Annotated in this window: 19 protein-coding genes; 9 read left to right on the top strand and 10 right to left on the bottom strand. The window is 66.2% G+C overall.

The window, feature by feature from the left end; genetic code table 11:
• Positions 1-50: 50 nt before the first annotated feature.
• The 7 genes from OMP44_RS12175 to rpe all read right to left on the bottom strand — a co-directional run bounded on the left by OMP44_RS12175 (position 51) and on the right by rpe (position 7,657).
• Positions 51-1,832 (bottom strand): BCCT family transporter, encoded by a 1,782-nt coding sequence (locus OMP44_RS12175; protein ID WP_280308423.1) that lies wholly within the window; start codon positions 1,830-1,832, stop codon positions 51-53.
• Positions 1,833-2,102: 270 nt separating this feature from the next.
• Positions 2,103-2,930, bottom strand: a complete 828-nt coding sequence (gene trpC / locus OMP44_RS12170; RefSeq protein ID WP_187980491.1) for an indole-3-glycerol phosphate synthase TrpC — start codon at positions 2,928-2,930, stop codon at positions 2,103-2,105.
• Positions 2,927-3,976 carry an anthranilate phosphoribosyltransferase gene (gene trpD / locus OMP44_RS12165; RefSeq protein WP_017640366.1) on the bottom strand — a complete coding sequence of 350 codons (1,050 nt, stop codon included), beginning with the start codon at positions 3,974-3,976 and terminating at the stop codon, positions 2,927-2,929. Before trpD ends, trpC begins: the two co-directional genes overlap by 4 nt.
• Positions 3,977-4,570, bottom strand: a complete 594-nt coding sequence (locus tag OMP44_RS12160; protein ID WP_158891520.1) for an anthranilate synthase component II — start codon at positions 4,568-4,570, stop codon at positions 3,977-3,979.
• Positions 4,571-4,580: 10 nt separating this feature from the next.
• Positions 4,581-6,059, bottom strand: coding sequence for an anthranilate synthase component I (gene trpE / locus OMP44_RS12155; RefSeq protein WP_273805779.1), 1,479 nt, complete (start codon positions 6,057-6,059; stop codon positions 4,581-4,583).
• Between the two features lie 243 nt (positions 6,060-6,302).
• Positions 6,303-6,983 carry a phosphoglycolate phosphatase gene (locus OMP44_RS12150; protein WP_348529677.1) on the bottom strand — a complete coding sequence of 227 codons (681 nt, stop codon included), beginning with the start codon at positions 6,981-6,983 and terminating at the stop codon, positions 6,303-6,305.
• Positions 6,980-7,657 (bottom strand): ribulose-phosphate 3-epimerase, encoded by a 678-nt coding sequence (gene rpe / locus OMP44_RS12145; RefSeq protein ID WP_187980500.1) that lies wholly within the window; start codon positions 7,655-7,657, stop codon positions 6,980-6,982. Before rpe ends, OMP44_RS12150 begins: the two co-directional genes overlap by 4 nt.
• Before the next feature lie 137 nt (positions 7,658-7,794).
• On the opposite strand from rpe, the gene OMP44_RS12140 reads away from it, so the two are divergent.
• The gene (locus OMP44_RS12140) at positions 7,795-8,805 is read left to right on the top strand and encodes a DUF3530 family protein (protein WP_280308411.1); all 1,011 of its coding nucleotides are present in this window, start codon (positions 7,795-7,797) and stop codon (positions 8,803-8,805) included.
• On the opposite strand, the gene OMP44_RS12135 is transcribed toward OMP44_RS12140, so the two are convergent.
• Genes OMP44_RS12135 through OMP44_RS12125 form a run of 3 tightly spaced genes read right to left on the bottom strand, consistent with a single transcriptional unit; the run spans position 8,780 to position 11,225 of the window.
• Positions 8,780-9,544, bottom strand: a complete 765-nt coding sequence (locus OMP44_RS12135; RefSeq protein WP_273862366.1) for a DnaJ domain-containing protein — start codon at positions 9,542-9,544, stop codon at positions 8,780-8,782. The genes OMP44_RS12140 and OMP44_RS12135 overlap by 26 nt on opposite strands.
• Positions 9,541-10,206, bottom strand: coding sequence for an N-acetylmuramate alpha-1-phosphate uridylyltransferase MurU (gene murU / locus OMP44_RS12130; RefSeq protein WP_280308408.1), 666 nt, complete (start codon positions 10,204-10,206; stop codon positions 9,541-9,543). The genes OMP44_RS12135 and murU overlap by 4 nt, the downstream gene beginning before the upstream one ends.
• The gene (locus tag OMP44_RS12125; RefSeq protein ID WP_280308406.1) at positions 10,203-11,225 is read right to left on the bottom strand and encodes an aminoglycoside phosphotransferase family protein; all 1,023 of its coding nucleotides are present in this window, start codon (positions 11,223-11,225) and stop codon (positions 10,203-10,205) included. Before OMP44_RS12125 ends, murU begins: the two co-directional genes overlap by 4 nt.
• Positions 11,226-11,344: 119 nt before the next feature.
• Between OMP44_RS12125 and OMP44_RS12120 the strand changes: the two genes are divergently transcribed.
• The 8 genes from OMP44_RS12120 (at position 11,345) to OMP44_RS12085 (ending at position 21,400) form a co-directional block, all read left to right on the top strand.
• A complete protein-coding gene (locus tag OMP44_RS12120) occupies positions 11,345-14,149 on the top strand; it encodes an LPS-assembly protein LptD (RefSeq protein WP_187980504.1) in 2,805 nt (934 codons plus the stop codon).
• Positions 14,130-15,425 carry a peptidylprolyl isomerase gene (locus OMP44_RS12115; protein ID WP_187981267.1) on the top strand — a complete coding sequence of 432 codons (1,296 nt, stop codon included), beginning with the start codon at positions 14,130-14,132 and terminating at the stop codon, positions 15,423-15,425. Before OMP44_RS12120 ends, OMP44_RS12115 begins: the two co-directional genes overlap by 20 nt.
• A gap of 50 nt (positions 15,426-15,475) precedes the next feature.
• Positions 15,476-16,471 (top strand): 4-hydroxythreonine-4-phosphate dehydrogenase PdxA, encoded by a 996-nt coding sequence (gene pdxA, locus OMP44_RS12110; protein ID WP_280308401.1) that lies wholly within the window; start codon positions 15,476-15,478, stop codon positions 16,469-16,471.
• Positions 16,472-16,748: 277 nt separating this feature from the next.
• Positions 16,749-17,540, top strand: a complete 792-nt coding sequence (rsmA, locus tag OMP44_RS12105; RefSeq protein WP_017640354.1) for a 16S rRNA (adenine(1518)-N(6)/adenine(1519)-N(6))-dimethyltransferase RsmA — start codon at positions 16,749-16,751, stop codon at positions 17,538-17,540.
• A 34-nt stretch (positions 17,541-17,574) separates the two neighbouring features.
• A complete protein-coding gene (gene apaG, locus OMP44_RS12100; protein ID WP_280308395.1) occupies positions 17,575-17,961 on the top strand; it encodes a Co2+/Mg2+ efflux protein ApaG in 387 nt (128 codons plus the stop codon).
• An 8-nt stretch (positions 17,962-17,969) separates the two neighbouring features.
• Positions 17,970-18,791: a symmetrical bis(5'-nucleosyl)-tetraphosphatase gene (locus OMP44_RS12095; RefSeq protein WP_280308393.1), complete on the top strand. Its 822-nt coding sequence runs from the start codon at positions 17,970-17,972 to the stop codon at positions 18,789-18,791.
• Positions 18,788-19,117, top strand: a complete 330-nt coding sequence (gene glpE / locus OMP44_RS12090) for a thiosulfate sulfurtransferase GlpE (RefSeq protein WP_133861949.1) — start codon at positions 18,788-18,790, stop codon at positions 19,115-19,117. Before OMP44_RS12095 ends, glpE begins: the two co-directional genes overlap by 4 nt.
• A 360-nt stretch (positions 19,118-19,477) precedes the next feature.
• Complete coding sequence (locus tag OMP44_RS12085; RefSeq protein WP_133861950.1) at positions 19,478-21,400, top strand: PrkA family serine protein kinase; 1,923 nt, start codon at positions 19,478-19,480, stop codon at positions 21,398-21,400.
• The last annotated feature ends 44 nt before the right edge of the window (positions 21,401-21,444 follow it).

Genomic DNA, 21,444 nt, shown 5'->3' with positions numbered 1-21,444 from the left:
AGCGTGCCCCTGCCAGCAGGCGGGGGCCGCTCCCCCCGCCCATCCTGGCTTCAGTTCTCGACCTGCGGCTGGACCTTCGCGACCCGCACCGTGGCTTTCTCGTCGACGATCTTCTCGTCATTGCCCTTGGCCTTGGGCTCGCCCACGACGAAGTGGAATTCTTCGCCGTGCTTGACCGCGCCATAGAGCACCGCCTTCTCGATCAGCTCGGTACCGCGCAGATGCCGCAGCATCAGCGGATCGCAACGCAGATCGCGATAGAGCGCCAGGCACAGCAGCGCCATCACCACCACGAAGGGTAGCGCGACCACAATAGTCAGATTCTGCAGGCCGTTGAGCGCCGCACCCGGGTTGCCCGGGTCACCGATGGCCAGCATGATCGCCGCCACCGCGCCGGTGAGGGCGCCCCAGAAGATCACCGTGCGCCGCGAAGGCTCGGTAGTGCCGCGCTCGGACAGGGTGCCCATCACCAGGGACGCGGCGTCGGCGCCGGACACGAAGAAGATCGCCACCAGCACCATCACCAGCACCGAGGTCACCGAGACCCAGGGATAGCTGGCCAGCAGGTCGTAGAGGGCGAAGTTGCTGTTCACCGCGCCGTCGACCAGGGTGAAGGCACCCAGGCGCATGGCGTCGATGGCCGCGCCGCCGAAGATGACGAACCAGACCACGCTGACCAGACTCGGCACCAGCAGCACGCCGGTGACGAACTGGCGGATGGTGCGACCGCGACTGATACGGGCGATGAACATGCCGACAAAGGGCGTCCAGGAAATCCACCAGGCCCAGTAGAACACCGTCCAGCTGGACAGCCAGTTGCCCATGGCCTCGCCACCGCTGGCGCTGGTGCGCGCCATCATCTCCGGCAGGAGGTCGATGTAGTCGCCGATGGCGGTGGGCAGCAGATTGAGCATCAGCAGGGTCGGACCGGCGACGAAGACGAACAGCGCCAGGGCCACCGCCAGCACCATGTTGGTGTTGGACAGCCACTGGATGCCCTTCTCGACCCCGGACACCGCGGAGATGACGAAGGCCACCGTCAGCACCGTGATGATGCTGATGTAGAGCATTTTTCCGGGTTGCTCGATCCAGCCATTGTGTTCGAGTCCGCCGGCGATCTGCAGGGCGCCCAGACCGAGGGAGGCCGCCGAGCCGAACAGGGTGGCGAAGATCGCCATCATGTCGATGACGCGACCGACGGGGCCATTGGCGTGTTCGCCGATCAGGGGGCGAAAGGCCACCGAGATCAGCTGGCTGCGACCGCGCCGATAGGTGCCATAGGCGATGGCCAGCCCGACCACGGCATAGATGGCCCAGGGATGCAGGGTCCAGTGGAAAAGCGTGGTCGCCATGGCCACCTGCAGGGCGGCGCTGCTCTGCCCCGCGGCGCCACCGGGCGGCGGATTGAGATAGTGCGACAGCGGTTCGGCGACGCCAAAGAACATCAGGCCGATCCCCATGCCGGCGCTGAACATCATCGCCACCCAGGAGAGGGTGCGGAATTCCGGCTGCTCGTCGTCGCGCCCCAGGGGGATCCGCCCATAGCGACTGGCGGCCAGCCAGATGACGAAGACCACGAAGCCGGTGGAGGTGAGCACGAACAGCCAGCCGAAGTGGGTGATCACCCAGCCCTGGGCGGTGGAGGCGCTGCTGGCCAGGCTGGCCTGGTTGACGAAGCCCCAGATCACGAAGGCCAGCGCGGCGATGCTGGTGACGCCGAAGACTACCCAGTCGGTGGTGCCGGCGAGTCGCCGATCCCGGCGCGACTCCTCGGTCCGGGAGGGATCGGTGACGCTGATATCAAGTGTTTCGCTTTTTTCTTCCGTTGCCATGGTGCTTGCTTGCCCTGGTTATGGATGGCCTGGTGCGGCGGAGCGCTGTCTTGTCCTGCGACAGCCAGCCGTCTCCGCGCCTCGCCACGGTTCAGCGAGTCGGAGGCCATTAACCGGGTTTATTCCGATGGAAACAAAGCCCTGCGTCGGCAGCGGGCACACGGAGGTCGTTCCCGCCACCCGGGGTGGGCGCGAGTCGACATGGATCACCCTGCGGAAAGAAAAAAGCCCCAGGGTTATCCCCGGGGCCTTGTGCGAACGACCGGCGCCTCAGGCGTCTCTGAGCGGGAACCGGCGATCCGGGAAGAACAGACGCTGCAGCTCCTGACCCGGCTCGTCGGCGCGCATGAAGGCTTCGCCGACCAGGAAGGCGCGTACCTCGTTGATCTCCATCAGCTCCACGTCGGCGCGATTGAGGATGCCGCTCTCGGTGATCACCAGGCGATCCTGGGGGATACGCGGCAAGAGATCGAGGGTGGCTTCCAGGCTGACCTCGAAGGTGTGCAGGTTGCGGTTGTTGACCCCCACCAGTGGGGTATCCAGTACCGTCAGGGCGCGCTCCAGCTCGGCGCCGTCATGTACCTCGACCAGGACGTCCAGGCCGACGTCCTTGGCCGTGGCGGCCAGTTCGCCCATCAGGCCGTCGTCCAGCGCGGCGACGATCAGCAGGATGCAGTCGGCGCCGATGGCCCGGGCTTCCACCACCTGGATGGGGTCGACGAGGAAGTCCTTGCGGATCACCGGCAGCTGGCAGGCGGCGCGCGCCTGCTGCAGATAGGCGTTGCCACCCTGGAAGAAGTCCACGTCGGTGAGCACGCTCAGGCAGGTGGCCCCGCCCAGGGCGTAGCTGTGGGCGATCTCGGCCGGCACGAAGTGTTCACGGATCACACCCTTGCTCGGCGAGGCCTTCTTCACCTCGGCGATGATCGCTGCCTCCTTGCGCGCCACCTGGGCCTGCAGGGCGCGGGCGAAGCCGCGCGGGGCGTCGGCGGCACGGGCCTGGGCCTCGAGTTCGGCCAGGCTGGTCCGAGCCTTGAGCTGGGCGATCTCCTCGGCCTTGCGGGCCAGGATCTTCTGCAACACGGTTGGCACACTCACGGGCGACCCTCCTCGCGATAGACGGATGTGAAATGGGCGAGCTCGTCCAGCTTTTCCCGGGCCAGGCCGCTGTAGAGCGCGTCGTGGGCCAAGAGTACCCCTTCGTGCAGGCTGTGGGCGAGATCCGCGGCGTAGAGCGCCGCGCCGGCATTGAGCACGATCATGTCGGCAGCCTTTTGCCCGGCCTCGGTCTTGCGCCGGCCGAGGGCGTCGCGGATCAGCGCCAGGGAGGCCTCGGGGCCGTCCACGGTGAGGCCGACCAGGGTCTGGCTCTTGATGCCCAGATCCTCCGGCAGCACCTGGTATTCGCTGATGCTGCCGTCCTTGAGTTCGGCGACCTGGGTCGCCGCGGCCAGGCTGAATTCGTCCAGGCCGTCGCGGGAGTGCACCACCAGCACATGGTGGCTGCCCAGGCGCTGCAGCACCTCGGCCAGCGGCCGGCACAGCGCGGCGCTGAACACCCCGACCACCTGGTGCCGGACCCCGGCCGGATTGGTCAGGGGACCGAGCATGTTGAACAGGGTGCGCAGCCCCAGCGAGCGGCGCGGCCCGGCGGCGTGACGCATGGCGCTGTGGTGCGACTGGGCGAACATGAAGCCGACGCCCACCTGCTCGACGCAGCGGGCGATCTGCGCCGGAGTCAGCTCCAGGTAGATGCCGGCGGCCTCCAGCAGATCGGCGCTGCCGCTCTTGCCGGACACCGCGCGATTGCCGTGCTTGGCGACCTTGCCGCCCGCCGCCGCGACCACGAACACCGAGGCCGAGGAGACGTTGAAGATATTGGCGCCATCGCCACCGGTACCCACCACGTCGACCACGTGATCGAGGCTCGGCAGCACCACCGGGGTGGCCAGCTCGCGCATCACGCTGACCGCGCCGCAGATCTCGTCGATGGTCTCGCTCTTGATGCGCATACCCATGAGGAAGGCACCGATCTGCGCCTCGTCGGCGCCACCGGTCATGATCTGGCGCATCACCGCCTGCATCTCGGCGACGTTGAGGTCGAGTTGTCCGCTGATGCGATTCAGGGCCTGCTTGATGTCCATCTAGCGCCGCCCTCCCTGCTGCTGGAGAAAGTTGGCCAGCAGATCATGGCCATGTTCGGTAAGGATGGATTCGGGGTGGAACTGCACCCCCTCGATCATGAATTCGCGGTGCCGCAGGCCCATGATCTCGTCCATGCTGCCGTCCGGATGCTGGGTCCAGGCGGTGATCTCCAGGCACTCGGGCAGGGTCTCGCGCTTGACCACCAGCGAATGGTAGCGGGTCACGGTGACGGGATTGGGCAGACCGGCGAAGACGCCTTCGCCGTTGTGGTAGACCGGGCTGGTCTTGCCGTGCATCGGCTCGCGGGCCCGGACCACCTCACCGCCAAAGGCCTGGCCCAGGCTCTGGTGCCCCAGGCAGACGCCCAGCACCGGCAACTTGCCGGCGAAGCGCTCCAGGGTGGCCAGGGAGATGCCCGCCTCGTTGGGCGTGCAGGGACCGGGAGAGACGACGATGCGCTCCGGCGCCAGGTCTTCGAGTGCCTCGACCGGCATCTCGTCGTTGCGCACCACCTTGACCTCGGCGCCCAGCTCGCCCAGGTACTGCACCAGGTTGTAGGTGAAGGAATCGTAGTTATCGAGCATCAGCAGCATGGCGGATTCCTCAGACGGACTGTTCGGCAAGGGTGACGGCGCGGAACATGGCGCGACGCTTGTTGAGGGTCTCTTCCCACTCCAGCGCCGGCACCGAGTCGGCGACGATCCCTGCCCCGGCCTGCACGTGCAGCTCGCCGTCCTTGATCACCGCGGTGCGGATGGCGATGGCGGTGTCCATATTGCCGTTCCAGGCCAGGTAACCCACGGCGCCGCCGTAGATGCCCCGCTTGACCGGCTCCAGTTCGTCGATGATCTCCATGGCGCGGATCTTCGGCGCGCCGGACAGGGTGCCGGCCGGCAGGATGGCGCGCAGGGCGTCCATGGCGCTCAGCTCGGGCTTGAGCCGACCGGTCACGTTGCTGACGATGTGCATCACGTTGGAATAACGCTCGATGACCATCTTCTCGGTCAAGGTCACGCTGCCGGTGGTGGAGACCCGGCCCACGTCGTTGCGCCCCAGGTCGATCAGCATCAGGTGCTCGGCCAGCTCCTTGGCATCGGCCAGCAGATCGCGTTCCAAGGCCAGATCGGCTTCTTCGGTGGCGCCACGCGGACGGGTCCCGGCAATGGGACGCACGGTGATCTCGCCGTCCTCCACCCGCACCAGGACCTCGGGCGAACTGCCCACCACATGGAAGTCGCCGAAGTTGAAGAAATACATGTAGGGCGTGGGGTTGAAGCAGCGCAGCGCCCGATAGAGGTCGATGGGCGCCGCCTGGAAGGCGATGGACATGCGCTGCGAGGGCACCACCTGCATGCAGTCGCCGGCCAGGATGTAGTCCTTGATGCGCTGCACCGCGCCTTCGAAATCCTCGCGGCTGAAGCTGGAACGAAAGCTCGGCTCCGGACCGGCCGGGGCGGCGAGATCCAGGCCGCGGCGCGGCACGATGGGCTGGCGCAGGCGGTCGAGGATGTCGGCCAGACGCGCCTGGGCGGCGTCGAAGGCGTCGGCCTCGTCCGGATCGGCCAGCACGATCGCGTGGATCTTGCCCGCCAGGTTGTCGAACACCACCACGGCATCGGACACCATCAGCAGGATGTCGGGCGTACCCAGCGGATCGGGATTGGGGCAGGCCGCCAGGCGCCGCTCGACGTAGCGCACGCTGTCGTAGCCGAAGTAGCCCACCAGGCCACCGTTGAAGCGTGGCAGGCCGTCCAGCGTCGGCACGCGATAGCGCGCCTTGAAGGCTTCGACGAAGGCCAGGGGATCGTCGCAGTGCTCGATCACCTCGACCTCGCGACCGGCATCGCTGACCACCACGCGATGACCATGGACGCGCAGGACACGGCTGCACGGCAGGCCGATGATGGAGTAACGCCCCCATTTCTCGCCGCCCTGCACCGATTCCAGCAGATAGGAATTGGGGCCGTCGGCCAGCTTCAGGTAGATGGACAGCGGGGTGTCGAAGTCGGCCAGGGTTTCGAAGGCCAGGGGAATGCGGTTATAGCCTTGAGCGGCCAGGCGCAGGAAATCGTCGCGGGTCATGATCAGCCTCGTGGCGAGGAAAACGAAAGGTCGGGTGCACAGCGCGCCGGTCAGATACCGGCCAGGACGAAATCAGGCGCGCCAGCGCCAACGGGCCAGGGCCTTGATGACTTTCATCCATGCTCGCGAGGAGCCTGTGCGGGTGACCACCACGATGCGATCTCTTGCTCTTGAGGCGGGGGGTTGAAGGGCCACGTTAGCCTAGCCGGCGCAGCATGGCAACCGGCCGGCCACCTCGGCGTGCTAGATGAACAGCTCGCGCAGATCGTCGACGACCAGATCCGGCTGCTCCAGGGCGATGGCCTCGCCATGGTTGTAGCCATAGCTCAGGGCCACGCAGCGCACCCCCGCGGCACGGGCGGCGCGGATGTCGTTGCGCGAATCGCCGATGAACAGGGCCTGGCCGGCCACCACGCCGGCCTGCTGCATGACCCACAGCAAGCCGGCCGGGTCCGGCTTCTGCTGCGGCAGGGTATCGCCGCCGACGATCCAGTCGAAGTCACCCAGGCCCATGTCGGCCAGGAGCGGCGCGACGAAGCGCTCCGGCTTGTTGGTGATCACCGCCAGGCGCACGCCCAGGGTGCGGAGCAGCGCCAGGCTGTCCAGCACCCCCGGATAGACGCGGGTCAGGGCGTGGCTGCCGCCATAGAGCTCCATGAACAGCGCCAGGGCCTCGTCGGCGGCGGCAGCGTCCACGGCGTCGTGCTGCATGTCATCGGCCAGGGCGCGACGCACCAGCACCCGGGCGCCGTTGCCGATCCACAGCCGCACCTTGTCCAGCCCCGCCGGCGCGCGGTCCAGGCGTTCGAGCATGGCGTCCACCGCGGCGGCCAGGTCCGGTGCCGAATCCAGCAGGGTGCCGTCGAGGTCGAACATCACCAGGGCCGGCGGATGCCCGCCACCGAGCCGCACCAGGGCGCTCATACCGAGCGGGCCTTGGCCAGCTCGGCGCGCATCGCCTGGATCACCGCGGCGTAGTCCGCCTGGCCGAAGATGGCCGAGCCGGCGACGAAGGTGTCGGCACCCGCGCGCGCGATCTCGCCGATATTCTTGACGTTGACCCCGCCATCGATCTCGAGCCGGATCGGCCGGCCGGAGGCATCGATCAGGGCGCGCGCCTCGCGCAACTTGTCCAGGGTACCGGGAATGAATTTCTGGCCGCCAAAGCCGGGGTTGACGCTCATCAGCAGCACCATGTCGATCTTGTCCATCACGTACTTGAGCACGTCCAGCGAGGTGGCCGGATTGAACACCAGGCCGGCCCGGCAGCCGCCATCCTTAATCAGCTGCAGCGAGCGATCGATGTGCTCGGAGGCCTCGGGATGGAAGGTGATGTCGGTGGCGCCGGCCTCGATGAAGTCGCCGATGATGCGATCCACCGGCTTGACCATCAGGTGCACGTCGATGGGCGCGGTGACCCCGTAGTTGCGCAACGCCTTGCAGACCATCGGGCCAATGGTGAGGTTGGGCACATAGTGGTTGTCCATCACGTCGAAATGGACCATGTCGGCACCGGCGGCGAGGACCTTGTCGACTTCCTCGCCCAGGCGGGCGAAATCGGCGGACAGGATCGAGGGGGCGATGGCGAAGGGTTGCATGGGATAGCCTCGGCGAAGGTTGAGGACGGCATTGTAACGGAGATCCGTGTGCGGCTCGGGCGTTCCCGCTGCCCCGACGGGGCGAACGGCGGTACGCTCGCCAGGGTCAACCGTGCCCCTGTCGAGGATTCCCGTCGATGTCGTCGCCAGCCCTGCTGCCGCTCTGCCTCCTTCTGCTTGGCCTCGCCGCCCCGGTGCGTGCCGAAGAAGCGCCCACCCCGGCGCCGGAACCGCCTGCGGCTCCCACAGCCCTGGCGCCAGCATTGACGCGAAGTCAGGAGCAGCAGCAGGCGCTGATGCGGCAGCTGCCCGCCGAGCAGCAGAAGACCCTGCAGGCCGGCGACGAGTCCTTTCTTGCCCTGCTGGTGCCCGCCGCCCGGGCCAAGGCCAGCGGGACGGTAGTGCTGGTGCCGGGCGACGGCGAATCGGCCGACTGGCCCAATGTGATAGCCCCCGTACGCCAGGAGCTACCCACTTACGGTTGGCAGACCATCAGCCTGAGCCTGCCCGACCCCTATGACCCGGTGGTGGCGATCGAACGCGATACCGCCCCGGCGGACACCGACGCCCAGGTCAACAGCGAGCAGACGGCACCGCCGGTGACCGGTGGCAGCGGCACGGCGCCCGCCGCCCCGACCCAGGCCGAAGCCGGCAGCGGCGAACCGGCCCAGGCGGCGGTCGCGCCGGTCGATCCCGAAGCCGCGGCCAATGCCCAGGCCACCCGGGTGCTGGCCCGCATAGCCGCTGGCATCGACCTGGCACTGCAACAGGGCGCCAACCCCATCGTACTGGTCGGCCACGGCACCGGCGCCTATTGGGCCGCGCGCTATCTGGCGGAAAAGGAACCGGCCGAGGTCAAGCAACTGGTGCTCATCGATGGTCGTGAGCCCCAGGGGCTGCCGCCGCGGCTGGACGCCACCATGGGCAAGACCGATCTGCAGATCGCCGACCTGGTACATGCACCCGGACCGGCCGCCCAACGGCGCAAGGAGCGCGCGGCGCAAAAGGCCAACAAGGGCTATCGGCAGATCGACCTGCCGGTGATTCCCGGCGACCGCGCCGCGGAGCAGGAGCAGACCGTTCGCCGGCTGCGCGCCTGGCTGGATCGCCTGCCACCGGCCGCTAGCGGAAGCCCCGCCGCCTCTTGATCAGCTGATAGGCGGCATGCAGCTCGGCGGTGCGCTGGGCAGCGGCATAGACCGCCGACTGGCCCGCTCCGGCACCGGCCTTCTTGTCGGGGTGGTGGCGGGAGAGCAGCCGCCGATAGGCCTGCTTGACCGTGGCGGCGTCGGCGTCATCGGTAACGCCGAGCAATTGCAGCGCCTTGCGATACCTCTCCTCGCTGCCGGGCTGGCGCGGCGCCGCCTGCACCGGTGGCTGCAGGGCCAGCACCTGGGCTTCGGCCAGACCCATCGCCTGCCCCCAACCGAGGATCTCGTCGCGGTCCCCAGGGCGCACGCTGCCGCTGATCCAGACCATGCGCCAGCAGGCGCGCAGGATGCCCTCGCTGCGCTCGCTGAGACGCTGCAGGTCGGCCGTCGACGGCAGGGTGCCGCCCTTGCCCTGCTCGAAGGCGGCGATGGCCTTCTTGCGGTCGTCGGCGCCGAGCCCCAGACGCTCGATCTCGCCTTCGGCCTGGCGGATGTGGGCCGTCAGCACCCGACCGCCGCGCTTGGCCAGACGACCGAGCATCTGGAATTGCGCCTGATGTTCGAAGCGCCCGGGGCGCCCCTGCCAGCGTGCCTTCCAGCCCGCCAGGGAAGTCAGCCCCAGCTGGCGCTCGCCGGCATGGGCGAGCAGCGCCACCAGCAGGGCGCCGGGAATGCTGGCCACGGCCCAGCCGGCCAGGAAGCCCAGCACCGTCAGCGGCCAGAACCAGACCTTCAAGAAGCCGTCCCGAACAGCCGCTCCGCTTCCGCCAGCCGCTCCAGGGTGCCCACGTCCACCCAGCGACCGTCCAGCCGCTGGCCCGAGACCTGTCCGGCGGCAATGGCGGGTCGCAACACGTCCACCAGCTTGAAGGCCCCGGCCGTGCGCTCGGCGAACAGCTGCGGATGCAGCACGGCGATGCCGCTGTAGGTGAGCTTTTCCGGGGCATCCAGGGTGATCCCCCCGTCCACCAGACCGAAGTCGCCGCCCGGGTGATGCAGCGGATTGTCGACCAGCACCAGGTGCGCCAGGCAACCGGCTGGCAAGGTCAGGGTGCCAAAGGCGAAATCGGTGCGGATATCGCCGCTGACCAGCACGAAGGGCGCACTACCCAGCAGTGGCAAAGCGCGAAAGATCCCGCCCCCGGTCTCCAGCGGCTCACCTTCGGCAGAGAAGCGGATGGTGACCCCCAGCGGGCCGCCATCGCCGAGGGCGGCTTCCAGCTGGGCGCCCAGCCAGGCGTGATTGATCACCAGCTCGGTAATGCCTGCCGCGGCCAGCGCCCGGATGTGATGCTCGATCAGCGGCCGGCCGTTCACCTCGATCAGCGGCTTGGGCAGGCTCAGCGTCAACGGTCGCATCCGCTCGCCCTTGCCCGCCGCCAGGATCATGGCCTTCATGCGTCGACCCGCGCGGCGTGCAGCTCGTCGAGCAAGGCGCCGAGATCGGCCAGCTCCGGTCGCCGCGCCACCACGGTACGGATGTAGGCGAGAAAGCGCGGGGTGTCGGCGACGTAGCGCGGCTTGCCGTCGCGATGCCAGATGCGGGCGAAGATGCCCATCACCTTGAGATGGCGCTGCACGCCCATCAGATCCGAGGCGCGCTGGAAATCGGCGAAGTCGGGCTGCACCGGGATGCCGACGGCACGCGCCTGCTCCCAGTAGCCCAGCAGCCAGCGCTGCACCAGCGGCTCGGGCCAGCTGAGGAAGGCATCCTTGAACAGGCTGGTGATGTCATAGGTCACCGGCCCGATGACCGCATCCTGGAAGTCCAGCACGCCCGGATTGGGCGTGCTCAGCATCAGGTTGCGCGGCATGAAGTCCCGGTGGACCAGCACCTGGGGTTGCGCCAGGGCGCTGTCGATCAATCGGTCGCAGACGGCCTGCCAGCGTTCGAGCTGACTCGCGCTGAAGGTCATGTCCAGTTCGCGACCCACGTACCACTCTGGAAACAGACTCAACTCGCGGGCGAGCAGAGCCCTGTCGTAGAGCGGCAGGCTGCCGTTCGTCGGCTGCTTGCCCTGGAAAGCCAGCAGGGCATCGATGGCCGCCTGGAAATAATCGTCGGCATTGGCCGCATTGATCACCTCCAGATAGGTCAGGGTGCCGAGATCGCTCAGCAGCAGGAATCCCCGCTCCAGATCCTGAGCCAGGATGCGCGGTACATGGACCCCGGCCTCGGCCAGCAGCGCGGCCACCTGGACGAACGGACGGCAGTCCTCCTGCGGCGGCGGCGCATCCATCACGATCAGGCTGCGGCCCTCGCCCGCCCAGCGGAAATAACGGCGAAAACTGGCATCACTGCTGGCCGCGGTCAGGCTAACCTTGGGCACCTCGCCCCAGGCCTGTTCCCGGAAAATTTCCGGTAGAACGGTGGTCAGCCAGTCTTCTATCTGGTTTAAGCGAACATCTTCAGTCATTTACAGCGGATCCCTCGGCCCTAGCCGATGTGCAGGTCATGTTTTATTATCCGCTATCTTTTTGAGCCCATCGAGAGGCCGCGGCCCCTTAATGGCCGGCGTGCAGGACGACTTTAAGGATGGCCGTGAAAACCCCCGCGTTTCGCAGAAAATTTCCCCTCTTGGTAACCGGCAGCCTGCTCGCCATGCAGCCCGTCACCGCCCTTATCGCCGCCCCCGCCGAGCAGTTTAGCTGTAACGCCGGAGCCGGCGGCGGCTGGTCGTGCAACACCCAGGCACCCACCGCGGCCATTCCGCCCCGCCCCAGCAAGGGCGAGACCCAGGGCGTCGCGGCGGAGCCCGCCGCGCGCAAGGGCGATGCTGCCGTGCTGGTGACCGAGAGCAAGGGCCGCGCCCTCAAGTCCCGCAGCGCCGACTACAGCCACCTGGACTGGGTCCCGCGCGATCAGCTGACCCCGGCCCAGTTGGCCGAGACCGGTCCCTACTGCAGCGGTGCCTATGTCGAGCCGCAGCGTCCGGGCATGTACGACGACACCCCGACCGCCAAGGCCCCGACCTATATCTCCGCCAAGGCCTCGCGCTACGAGCAGGAGCAGCAGGTCGCCACCCTGGCCGGTGACGTGGTGCTGCGCCAGGGCGGCATGCAGGTGGAATCCCAGGAAGCCAACCTGCACCAGCTGGAGAATCGCGGCGAGCTCAAGGGCAACGTCAAATTCCGCGACAACGGCCTGCTGATGGTCGGCGACAAGGCCGACATGCAGCTGGACAACGGCCAGGTCCAGGTCGACAACGCCGAATTCGTCATGCACCAGAGCCGCGCCCGTGGCAGCGCGCTCTACGCCAAGCGTGGCGACGACGCCATCATCCGCCTCAAGGATGGCACCTACACCACCTGCGAACCGGGCAGCAACGCCTGGCAGGTCAAGGGCAACACCGTCACCCTGAATCCGGCCACCGGCCTCGGCTACGCGACCAACGCCACGCTGCGGGTCAAGGACATCCCGGTCCTCTATACGCCCTTCATCTACTTCCCGATCGACGACCGTCGGCAGTCCGGTTTCCTGGCGCCCTCGATCAGTACCTCCAGCGACACCGGCTTCGCGATCACCACGCCCTACTACTTCAACCTGGCGCCCAACTATGACGCCACCCTCTATCCGCGCTACATGGCCAAGCACGGCCTGCAGACCGAGGGCGACTTCCGCTACCTGACCCGCAGCAGCGAAGGCGAGGTCTACGGCTCCTACCTCAAGGACACCGACCCGGAGCACGAGGGCGAACCGGAAGCCACCGACAACCGCTGGCTGTACGGCTGGAAGAATCGCAGCGGCCTGGATTCGCGCCTGATGGCCGAGGTGGACTACACCCGCATCAGCGACCCCTACTATTTCCAGGACCTGGACACCGACCTCGGCATCAACAAGCCGACCTACGTCAACCAGCAGGGTCGCCTGACCTACCGCGGCGACACCTTCGTCGCCGGCCTCAACGCCCAGGCCTACCAGCTGGCCACCGTCTCCGACGTGACGCCCTACAACCGCCTGCCGCAGCTGACCCTGAGCGGCGCCCTGCCCTACAACCCGGGCGGTCTGGACTTCACCTACGACACCGAGGCGGTGCGCTTCACCCGCAGCTTCGACGACAACACCTACTTCGACCTGGACGACAACGGCAACCGCACCAACGTGCGCAACCGCCCGGACGTCAACCTGTTCGGCCTGACCCGCGCCGAAGGCAATCGCTACCACGTCGAGCCGGGCATTGCCCGCCCGATGACCGCGTCCTGGGGCTTCCTGACGCCGTCGCTGCGCTATGCCTATACCCGCTACGACCTGGATCTGGACAGCACCGGCCAGAACGACCTGAACTCGCCGCTGGTTGGCGGTAGCCGTCGTGCTGCGGCCGGTTCCAGCGTGACCAGCTTCAACGACAGCCCGACCCGCTCGGTGCCGATCTTCAGCCTCGACAGCGGCCTCTATTTCGACCGCACCTCGAATCTGTTCGGCGAAGGCGGCAAGCAGACCCTGGAACCCCGCGCCAAGTACCTCTACGTACCCAACCGCGACCAGGACGATCTGCCGGTGTTCGATACCGGCGAATACACCTTCAGCTACAGCTCGCTGTGGCGCGACAACCGCTTCACCGGTCGCGACCGCATCGGCGACGCCAACCAGCTGGCCCTGGGTGCCACCAGCCGCTTCATCGAGCCCAACGGCTTCGAGCGCGCCAACGTGAGCTTCGGTCAGCTGTTCTACTTCCGCGACCGCGAAGTGCAGCTGCCCGGCCTGACCAAGGACGACCTGGCCTACGCCCGCAGCCTGGGGCAGAACATCGACAATCCCCAGGCCACCACCTCGCGCTCGCCCTATGCCCTGGCCGGCATGTATCGCTTCAATCGCGACTGGCGCGTGAATGGCGAATTCAACTGGGATCCGACCCTGCACCAGACGGACTCCGGCAGCGTCATGTTCCACTACCAGCCGGAAGCCGAGCCGGGCAAGATCCTCAACGTCGGCTATCGCTATCGTGACAACGTCCGGGTGTTCGATCCGAACTTCGGCCGCTTCACCTACAACAGCGACGACTACAAGGTCGACCAGCACGACATCTCCTTCATCTGGCCGATCGTGCCCCAGTGGTCCGCGATTGCCCGCTGGCAGTTCGACTACAACAAGAGCCGTACCCTCGAAGCCTTCGGTGGCTTCGAATACGACAACTGCTGCTGGAAGCTGCGCCTGATCAGCCGCTACTGGCTCAAGAGCGAAGACGACGTCTTCTACACCGCCCAGAGTTCCGAAGCCGATCGCGGGATCTTCCTGCAGATCGTGCTCAAGGGACTTGGCAACGTCTTCGGCGGCAAGACCGAAGGCTTCCTGGACAGAGGCATTCAAGGCTATCGTGAACGTGAAGACCAAGCTATGTAACGCCCTGCGCCCGCTCGCCCTGGGCGCGGCGCTCGCTCTCTCCCCTCTGGCTCAGGCTGCCGTGGTTCCGCTGGACAAGGTCGTGGCCATCGTCGACAACGACGTGGTCATGCAGAGCCAGCTCGATCAGCGACTCAACGAGGTCAAGCAGAACATCACCCGCCGCGGCGCCGCGGCGCCGCCGGAAAGCGAGCTGCGTCAGCAGGTGCTCGAACGGCTGATCCTGGAAGACATCCAGATGCAGCTGGCCGGGCGCATGGGCGTCAAGATCTCCGACGAGGAGCTCAACCAGGCCGTGGCCACCATCGCCCAGCGCAATGGCCTGAGCGTGGCCGACTTCCGCAAGGCCCTGGCCCGCGACGGTCTCTCCTACGACGCCGCCCGCGAGCAGGTCCGCCGCGAGATGATGATCAGCCGGGTGCGTCAGCGTCAGGTCGGTCAGCGCGTGCAGGTCACCCAGCAGGAGGTGCAGAACTTCCTCGCCTCGGACCTGGGCAAGCTACAGCTATCCGAAGAGTATCGCCTGGCCAACATCCTGATCCCGGCAGCGGACAACGCTGGCACCGCCGGTCTCGACGCCGCCGCGCGCCAGGCCCAGGACACCTACAACCAGCTGCGTCAGGGCGCCGACTTCAACCAGCTGGCCATCGCCCGCTCGGCCGGTGACAACGCCCTCGACGGTGGCGAGATCGGCTGGCGCAAGGCCGCCCAGCTGCCCCCGCCCTTTGATCGCCTGATCGGCAGTGTCGGCGTCGGCGGCATCACCCAGCCGGTGCGCGTGCCCGGTGGCTTCGTGATCCTCAAGGTGGAAGAGAAGCGCGGAGGCGAGGCCAGCATCGTCGACGAGGTGCACGTCCGGCACATCCTGCTCAAGCCCAATGCCGTGCGCAGCGATGCCGAGACCCAGCGCCTGGCGGCGCGCCTGCGCGAGCGCATCCAGAACGGCGAGAGCTTCGCCACCCTGGCCAAGAGCTTCTCGGAAGACCCGGGCTCGGCGCTCAATGGCGGCGACCTGGGCTGGATCAATCCGGAATCCCTGGTCCCGGAATTCCGCGAGGTGATGAACAACTCGCCGGTCAACCAGCTGTCGCAGCCGTTCCGCACCGCCTTCGGCTGGCACATTTTGGAAGTCCTGGGCCGTCGGGCCACCGACAACACCCAGCAGGCGCGCGAGCAGCAGGCGCTGAATCTCCTGCGTAGCCGCAAGTACGACCAGGAACTGCAGACCTGGTTGCGCCAGATCCGCGACGAAGCCTACGTCGAGATCAAGCAGTAACCCCAAGGCCGCAGGCACCCCCTGCGGCCTTCTTGTTTCCGGAGCCCGCCATGGCCCTGCGCTTCGCCCTGACCCCCGGTGAGCCCGCCGGTATCGGTCCCGACCTCTGCCTGCTGCTGGCCCGCGTGGCCCAGCCCCACGCCCTGATCGCCATCGCCAGCCGCGACCTCCTGGCCGCTCGCGCGATCGAGCTGGGACTCGCCATCGAGCTCATCGAGGTCGCTCCCACGGCCTGGCCCGACCGCCCGGCACCCGCCGGTGCGCTCTATGTCTGGGATACCCCGCTGGGTGCCCCGGTGGTGACCGGCCAGCTCGATACCGCCAATGCCGCCTATGTCCTGGACACCCTGACCCGCGCCGGCCAGGGCTGTCTCGACGGCACCTTTGCCGGGATGATCACCGCGCCGGTGCACAAGGGCGTGATCAACGACGGCGGCGTGGCCTTTTCCGGCCACACCGAATTTCTCGCCGAGCTGACCCAAACCCCCCAGGTGGTGATGCTGCTGGCAACGGCCGGCCTGAGAGTGGCCCTGGTCACCACCCATCTGCCACTGCGCGAGGTGGCCGATGCCATCGATCGCCAGACACTGCTGGACGTGACCCGCATCCTGCATGGCGATCTGCAGCGCTATTTCGGTGTGGCGCGGCCGCGCATCCTGGTCTGCGGTCTCAATCCCCATGCCGGCGAAGGCGGTCACCTGGGCCGTGAGGAGATCGAGATCATCGAGCCGGCGCTGGACAGCCTGCGCGCCGAAGGCCTCGACCTCATCGGGCCGCTGCCCGCCGACACCCTCTTCACGCCCAAGCACCTCGAGCACTGCGATGCGGTCCTGGCCATGTATCACGACCAGGGCCTGCCGGTGCTCAAGCACAAGGGTTTCGGCGCCGCGGTCAACGTGACCCTGGGCCTGCCGATCATCCGCACCTCGGTCGACCATGGCACCGCTCTCGACCTGGCCGGCAGCGGACGCATCGATACCGGCAGTCTGAAGGTCGCCCTGGAGACCGCCTACAGCATGGCGGCCCATCGCTATTCGGTGACTTAAGAGGCTATTCATAACCTCGCGAGTTAGAGACAAACAAGGCCTGGGCGGCCCCGCAAAAAGCCCTGAGGAAGCGGATCGGACTCGCGGGCGAGTTTACGAAGGGTAAAAGAGCATCTCCGACGGAGCTGGCCTTCCAGGGTCTTTTCAACGCAGTTTGCCGACGCACAGCAGGTTATGAACAGGCTCTGAGCGCTCCGGTGACGGTAAAGGGTCTGCTAAACTGGTGGGTCTTTGCCGTCTTGAAATCGCAGGCCCGCTGCCTGCGCCGGAGCACCTGATGACCGAGCTCTACCAACACCGCGCCCGCAAGAGGTTCGGCCAGAACTTCCTGCACGACGCCGGAGTGATCCATCGCATCCTGCGCGCCATCCACGGTCGACCCGGCGAACGCCTGCTGGAAATCGGCCCGGGCCAGGGCGCCCTCACCGAAGGCCTGCTCGGCAGTGGCGCCCGGCTCGACGTCATCGAGCTGGACCAGGACCTGATTCCCCTGCTCCGACTCAAGTTCGGCCTCAATCCGCTGTTCACCCTGCACCAGGGTGACGCCATGAAGTACGACCTCTCCAGCATCGCCGCCGGCGATCGGCTGCGGGTGGTGGGCAACCTGCCCTACAACATCTCCACACCGCTGATCTTCCACCTGCTCAGCTTCGCCGACATCATCGCCGACATGCACTTCATGCTGCAGAAGGAAGTGGTGGAACGCCTGGCCGCGGTGCCCGGCAACGGCGACTGGGGTCGGCTGTCGATCATGGTGCAGTACCACTGCCGCGTGGAACACCTTTTCAATGTCGGTCCGGGCGCCTTCAATCCGCCGCCCAAGGTGGATTCGGCCATCGTGCGCCTGGTGCCCCACACCGAGCGCCCCCACGTGGCGCGCGATCCGGTCCTGCTAGAGCGCGTCGTCCGCGAGGCCTTCGGCCAGCGGCGCAAGACCCTCAGGAACACCCTCAAGGGCACCTTGGACAGCGCCGCCATCGAAGCCGCCGATGTCGACCCGGGGCTGCGCCCCGAACAGCTGGACCTGGCCGCTTATGTACGCCTGGCCAACCAGCTGGCGTCCAGCTGAAGCCCCTCCATCCGTATCTGCCGAGAATCCTCTTGTGACCGAGCCCGATCCGCGCTACCTCATCACCGTGCAGGTCACCACCCGCTACCTGCCCGAACAATCCAGCGCCAGCCAGGAGCGCTACGCCTTCGCCTACGACGTGAGCATCCGCAATGACGGCCAGCTGCCGGCGCAGCTGCTCAGCCGCCACTGGATCATCACCGACGGCAATGGCGAGGCGCAGGAAGTGCGCGGCCCGGGCGTGGTGGGCGAGCAGCCGCTGATCGCGCCGGGCGAAACCCACAGCTATTCCAGCGGCACCCTGATGCCGACCCAGGTGGGCAGCATGAGGGGCAGCTACCAGATGGTCGCCAGCGATGGCCATACCTTCGAGGCCACCATCCCCACCTTCCGCCTGGCCGTACCCGGCTCGCTGCACTAGGAGTCCCGATGACGCTGTACGCCGTTGGCGACCTGCAAGGTTGCCTCGACCCGCTCAAATGCCTCCTCGACGAGGTCCGCTTCGATCCCGCGCAGGACCGCCTCTGGCTGGTGGGTGATCTGGTCAATCGCGGAACTCAGTCTCTGGAAACCCTGAGATACCTGTACGGGATGCGCGATTCGCTGGTCAGCGTCCTGGGCAATCACGACCTGCACCTGCTGGCGGTGGCCCTTGGCGGCGCCAGGCTGAAGAAGCAGGACACCCTGAGCGACATCCTCGCCGCCCCCGACCGCGACGAGTTGCTGCATTGGCTGCGCCACCTGCCGCTGATGCAGCACGATGCCGGGCGCAACTGCGTGCTGGTCCACGCCGGTCTGCCGCCGCAATGGACGCTGGCCCAGGCCCTGAGCCTGGCCGGCGAAGTGGAAGCCGTATTGCGCGATGACCAGGCCCATGTGCCCTTTCTCGAGCAGATGTATGGCAACGAGCCGGCGCTCTGGCAAGATGAGCTGCAAGGCCAGGAGCGCCTGCGCCTGATCACCAACTACCTGACGCGCATGAGATTCTGCAGCCCGGAAGGTCGTCTGGAATTCAAGAGCAAGGAAGGCCTGGACAGCGCGCCGGCCGGTTTCGCCCCCTGGTTCAGCCACGATCACCGGCTGACCCGCGACGTGCGCATCCTGTTCGGCCACTGGGCCGCGCTCAAGGGTCGTTGCGCGGCGCCCAATGTCGAGGCGCTCGACAGCGGCTGTGTCTGGGGCGGCGACATGACCCTGCTCGACGTCGACGGCAACCGCCGTCATCTCTGCAGTTGCAAGGAGAAGAAATGAGCGAATTCACCTGTATCTCCCCGGAACGGGCGCTGGAACTGCGCAGCGAGGGCGCGCGGATCGTCGACATCCGTGACCCGCACAGCTACGCCACCCTGCACGTCGCTGGCGCCCAGCGTCTCGACAACCAGAACATCCACGACTTCATCGCGGCCGCCGATCTCGACGCGCCGCTGCTGGTGTTCTGCTACCACGGTCACTCCAGTCAGAGCGCGGCGGCCTTTCTGGCCGGCCAGGGCTTCAGCCAGGTCTACAGCGTCGACGGCGGCTTCGAAAACTGGCGCACCCGCTATCCCGAGCAGACCGAAAGTGGCGAGGCCGTTTAACACAATGGCTTGACGCTGTGGTTACAAGAATAAACCGAATTGGCTCTTCCACATCTCGCAGATAGGACTATTCTGGAATCAGGCCCTCCGGAAACGGCGGGTTCGATAACCGGCTTTGGACCATCGGTGTAACCACTGGAGATTCGGGGGAATTTCAGGGGGACCGTCTCCATCGGTCTCCTTCGTGCGTCTCTCGAAACCCAACCCTACTTCTGCAGGCGGATCGATTAGGCAAGACGACAACGAAGGTATTAGGGACGTTATCTTTCGTCGCCCGGCATGACCGCTCCCCACCGGCAGCAAGGCAAGGCTCCAGGCATCGATTCCAAGCTGGTCCAGGGTATCCAGCGAGGAGACGTCATGAGCATTTTCAGTCACTTCCAGGGGCGTTTTGAAGCGACTCGCCAGGAAGAGTATTCCCTTCAGGAATACCTTGAGATCTGCAAGAAGGATCGTACCGCCTTTGCCAGTGCCGCCGAGCGCATGCTCATGGCCATCGGCGAACCCGAACTGGTGGACACCACCAGCGACTCACGCCTGTCCCGCATCTTTTCCAACAAGGTCATCCGCCGCTACCCTGCCTTTGCCGACTTCCATGGCATGGAAGACTGCATCGAGCAGATCGTGTCCTATTTCCGCCACGCGGCGCAGGGCCTGGAAGAGAAGAAGCAGATCCTCTATCTGCTCGGCCCGGTAGGTGGCGGCAAATCGTCCCTCGCGGAAAAACTCAAGCACCTGATCGAGAAGGTCCCCTTTTACGCCATCAAGGGCTCGCCGGTGTTCGAATCGCCCCTGGGGCTGTTCAATCCCGACGAGGACGGCCAGATCCTCGAAGAGGACTACGGCATTCCCCGCCACTACCTGCGCAGCATCATGTCGCCCTGGGCCGCCAAGCGGCTGCAGGAATTTGGCGGCGACATCAGCAAGTTCCGGGTGGTCAAGCTCTACCCCTCCATCCTCAACCAGATCGCCATCGCCAAGACCGAGCCGGGCGACGAGAACAACCAGGACATCTCCGCCCTGGTGGGCAAGGTGGACATTCGCAAGCTGGAGGAATACCCGCAGAACGATGCGGATGCCTACAGCTACTCCGGCGCCCTGTGCCGCGCCAACCAGGGCCTGATGGAATTCGTGGAGATGTTCAAGGCCCCGATCAAGGTCCTTCACCCCCTGCTGACCGCGACCCAGGAAGGCAACTACAACAGCACCGAGGGCCTCGGCGCGCTGCCCTACAGCGGCATCATCCTGGCCCACTCCAACGAATCCGAGTGGCACACCTTCCGCAACAACAAGAACAACGAAGCCTTCATCGACCGGATCTACATCGTCAAGGTGCCCTACTGCCTGCGCGTCTCCGACGAGATCCACATCTACGACAAGCTGCTGGTCAACAGCTCCCTGGCCAACGCCCATTGCGCGCCGGACACCCTGAAGATGCTGGCCCAGTTCTCGGTGCTCTCGCGCCTCAAGGAACCGGAAAATTCCAACATCTATTCGAAGATGCGCGTCTACGACGGCGAAAACCTCAAGGACACCGATCCCAAGGCCAAGTCGATCCAGGAATACCGCGACAGCGCCGGCGTCGACGAGGGCATGAACGGGCTCTCCACGCGCTTCGCCTTCAAGATCCTCTCGCGGGTGTTCAACTTCGACGCCAACGAGATCGCGGCCAACCCGGTGCACCTGCTCTATGTGCTGGAGCAGCAGATCGAAGCCGAGCAGTTCCCGGCCGAGACCCGCGAGCGCTACATGAGATTCATCAAGGAATACCTGGCGCCGCGCTACGTGGAATTCATCGGCAAGGAGATCCAGACCGCCTACCTCGAGTCCTACAGCGAATACGGCCAGAACATCTTCGACCGCTACGTGCTCTACGCGGACTTCTGGATCCAGGATCAGGAATACCGCGATCCGGAAACCGGCGAGATCCTCAACCGCGCCTCGCTCAACGAGGAATTGGAGAAGATCGAGAAACCGGCCGGCATCAGCAATCCGAAGGATTTCCGCAACGAAATCGTCAACTTCGTGTTGCGCGCCCGTGCCAACAATAACGGCAAGAATCCGAGCTGGTTGTCCTACGAGAAGCTGCGCGCGGTGATCGAGAAGAAGATGTTCTCCAACACCGAGGAGCTCCTGCCGGTCATCAGCTTCAATGCCAAGGCCAGCAAGGAAGACCAGCAGAAGCACAGCGACTTCGTGACCCGCATGGTAGAGCGCGGGTACACCGAGAAGCAGGTACGACTGTTGTCCGAGTGGTATTCACGGGTACGCAAGTCGCAGTAAGGCAGCCTGAGGCTGAGCCCGCGACGACGCGCCAGCCGCGTCGT

Source organism: Pseudomonas flavocrustae (assembly GCF_029872515.1).
Classification (GTDB): domain Bacteria; phylum Pseudomonadota; class Gammaproteobacteria; order Pseudomonadales; family Pseudomonadaceae; genus Chryseomonas; species Chryseomonas aestiva.
This window is presented reverse-complemented; position numbering and strand designations above follow the sequence as displayed.

What these genes read in the sequence shown, in the direction of transcription:
- OMP44_RS12175 (WP_280308423.1), bottom strand. Translation starts at nt 1,832, where the DNA reads ATGGCAACGGAAGAAAAAAGCGAAACACTTGATATCAGCGTCACCGAT.
- murU (WP_280308408.1), bottom strand. Translation starts at nt 10,206, where the DNA reads ATGAAGGCCATGATCCTGGCGGCGGGCAAGGGCGAGCGGATGCGACCG.
- rpe (WP_187980500.1), bottom strand. Translation starts at nt 7,657, where the DNA reads ATGCAACCCTTCGCCATCGCCCCCTCGATCCTGTCCGCCGATTTCGCC.
- trpD (WP_017640366.1), bottom strand. Translation starts at nt 3,976, where the DNA reads ATGGACATCAAGCAGGCCCTGAATCGCATCAGCGGACAACTCGACCTC.
- trpE (WP_273805779.1), bottom strand. Translation starts at nt 6,059, where the DNA reads ATGACCCGCGACGATTTCCTGCGCCTGGCCGCTCAAGGCTATAACCGC.
- rsmA (WP_017640354.1), top strand. Translation starts at nt 16,749, where the DNA reads ATGACCGAGCTCTACCAACACCGCGCCCGCAAGAGGTTCGGCCAGAAC.
- OMP44_RS12140 (WP_280308411.1), top strand. Translation starts at nt 7,795, where the DNA reads ATGTCGTCGCCAGCCCTGCTGCCGCTCTGCCTCCTTCTGCTTGGCCTC.
- OMP44_RS12120 (WP_187980504.1), top strand. Translation starts at nt 11,345, where the DNA reads ATGGCCGTGAAAACCCCCGCGTTTCGCAGAAAATTTCCCCTCTTGGTA.
- OMP44_RS12085 (WP_133861950.1), top strand. Translation starts at nt 19,478, where the DNA reads ATGAGCATTTTCAGTCACTTCCAGGGGCGTTTTGAAGCGACTCGCCAG.
- OMP44_RS12095 (WP_280308393.1), top strand. Translation starts at nt 17,970, where the DNA reads ATGACGCTGTACGCCGTTGGCGACCTGCAAGGTTGCCTCGACCCGCTC.
- pdxA (WP_280308401.1), top strand. Translation starts at nt 15,476, where the DNA reads ATGGCCCTGCGCTTCGCCCTGACCCCCGGTGAGCCCGCCGGTATCGGT.
- OMP44_RS12125 (WP_280308406.1), bottom strand. Translation starts at nt 11,225, where the DNA reads ATGACTGAAGATGTTCGCTTAAACCAGATAGAAGACTGGCTGACCACC.
- OMP44_RS12160 (WP_158891520.1), bottom strand. Translation starts at nt 4,570, where the DNA reads ATGCTGCTGATGCTCGATAACTACGATTCCTTCACCTACAACCTGGTG.
- OMP44_RS12150 (WP_348529677.1), bottom strand. Translation starts at nt 6,983, where the DNA reads ATGAGCGCCCTGGTGCGGCTCGGTGGCGGGCATCCGCCGGCCCTGGTG.
- glpE (WP_133861949.1), top strand. Translation starts at nt 18,788, where the DNA reads ATGAGCGAATTCACCTGTATCTCCCCGGAACGGGCGCTGGAACTGCGC.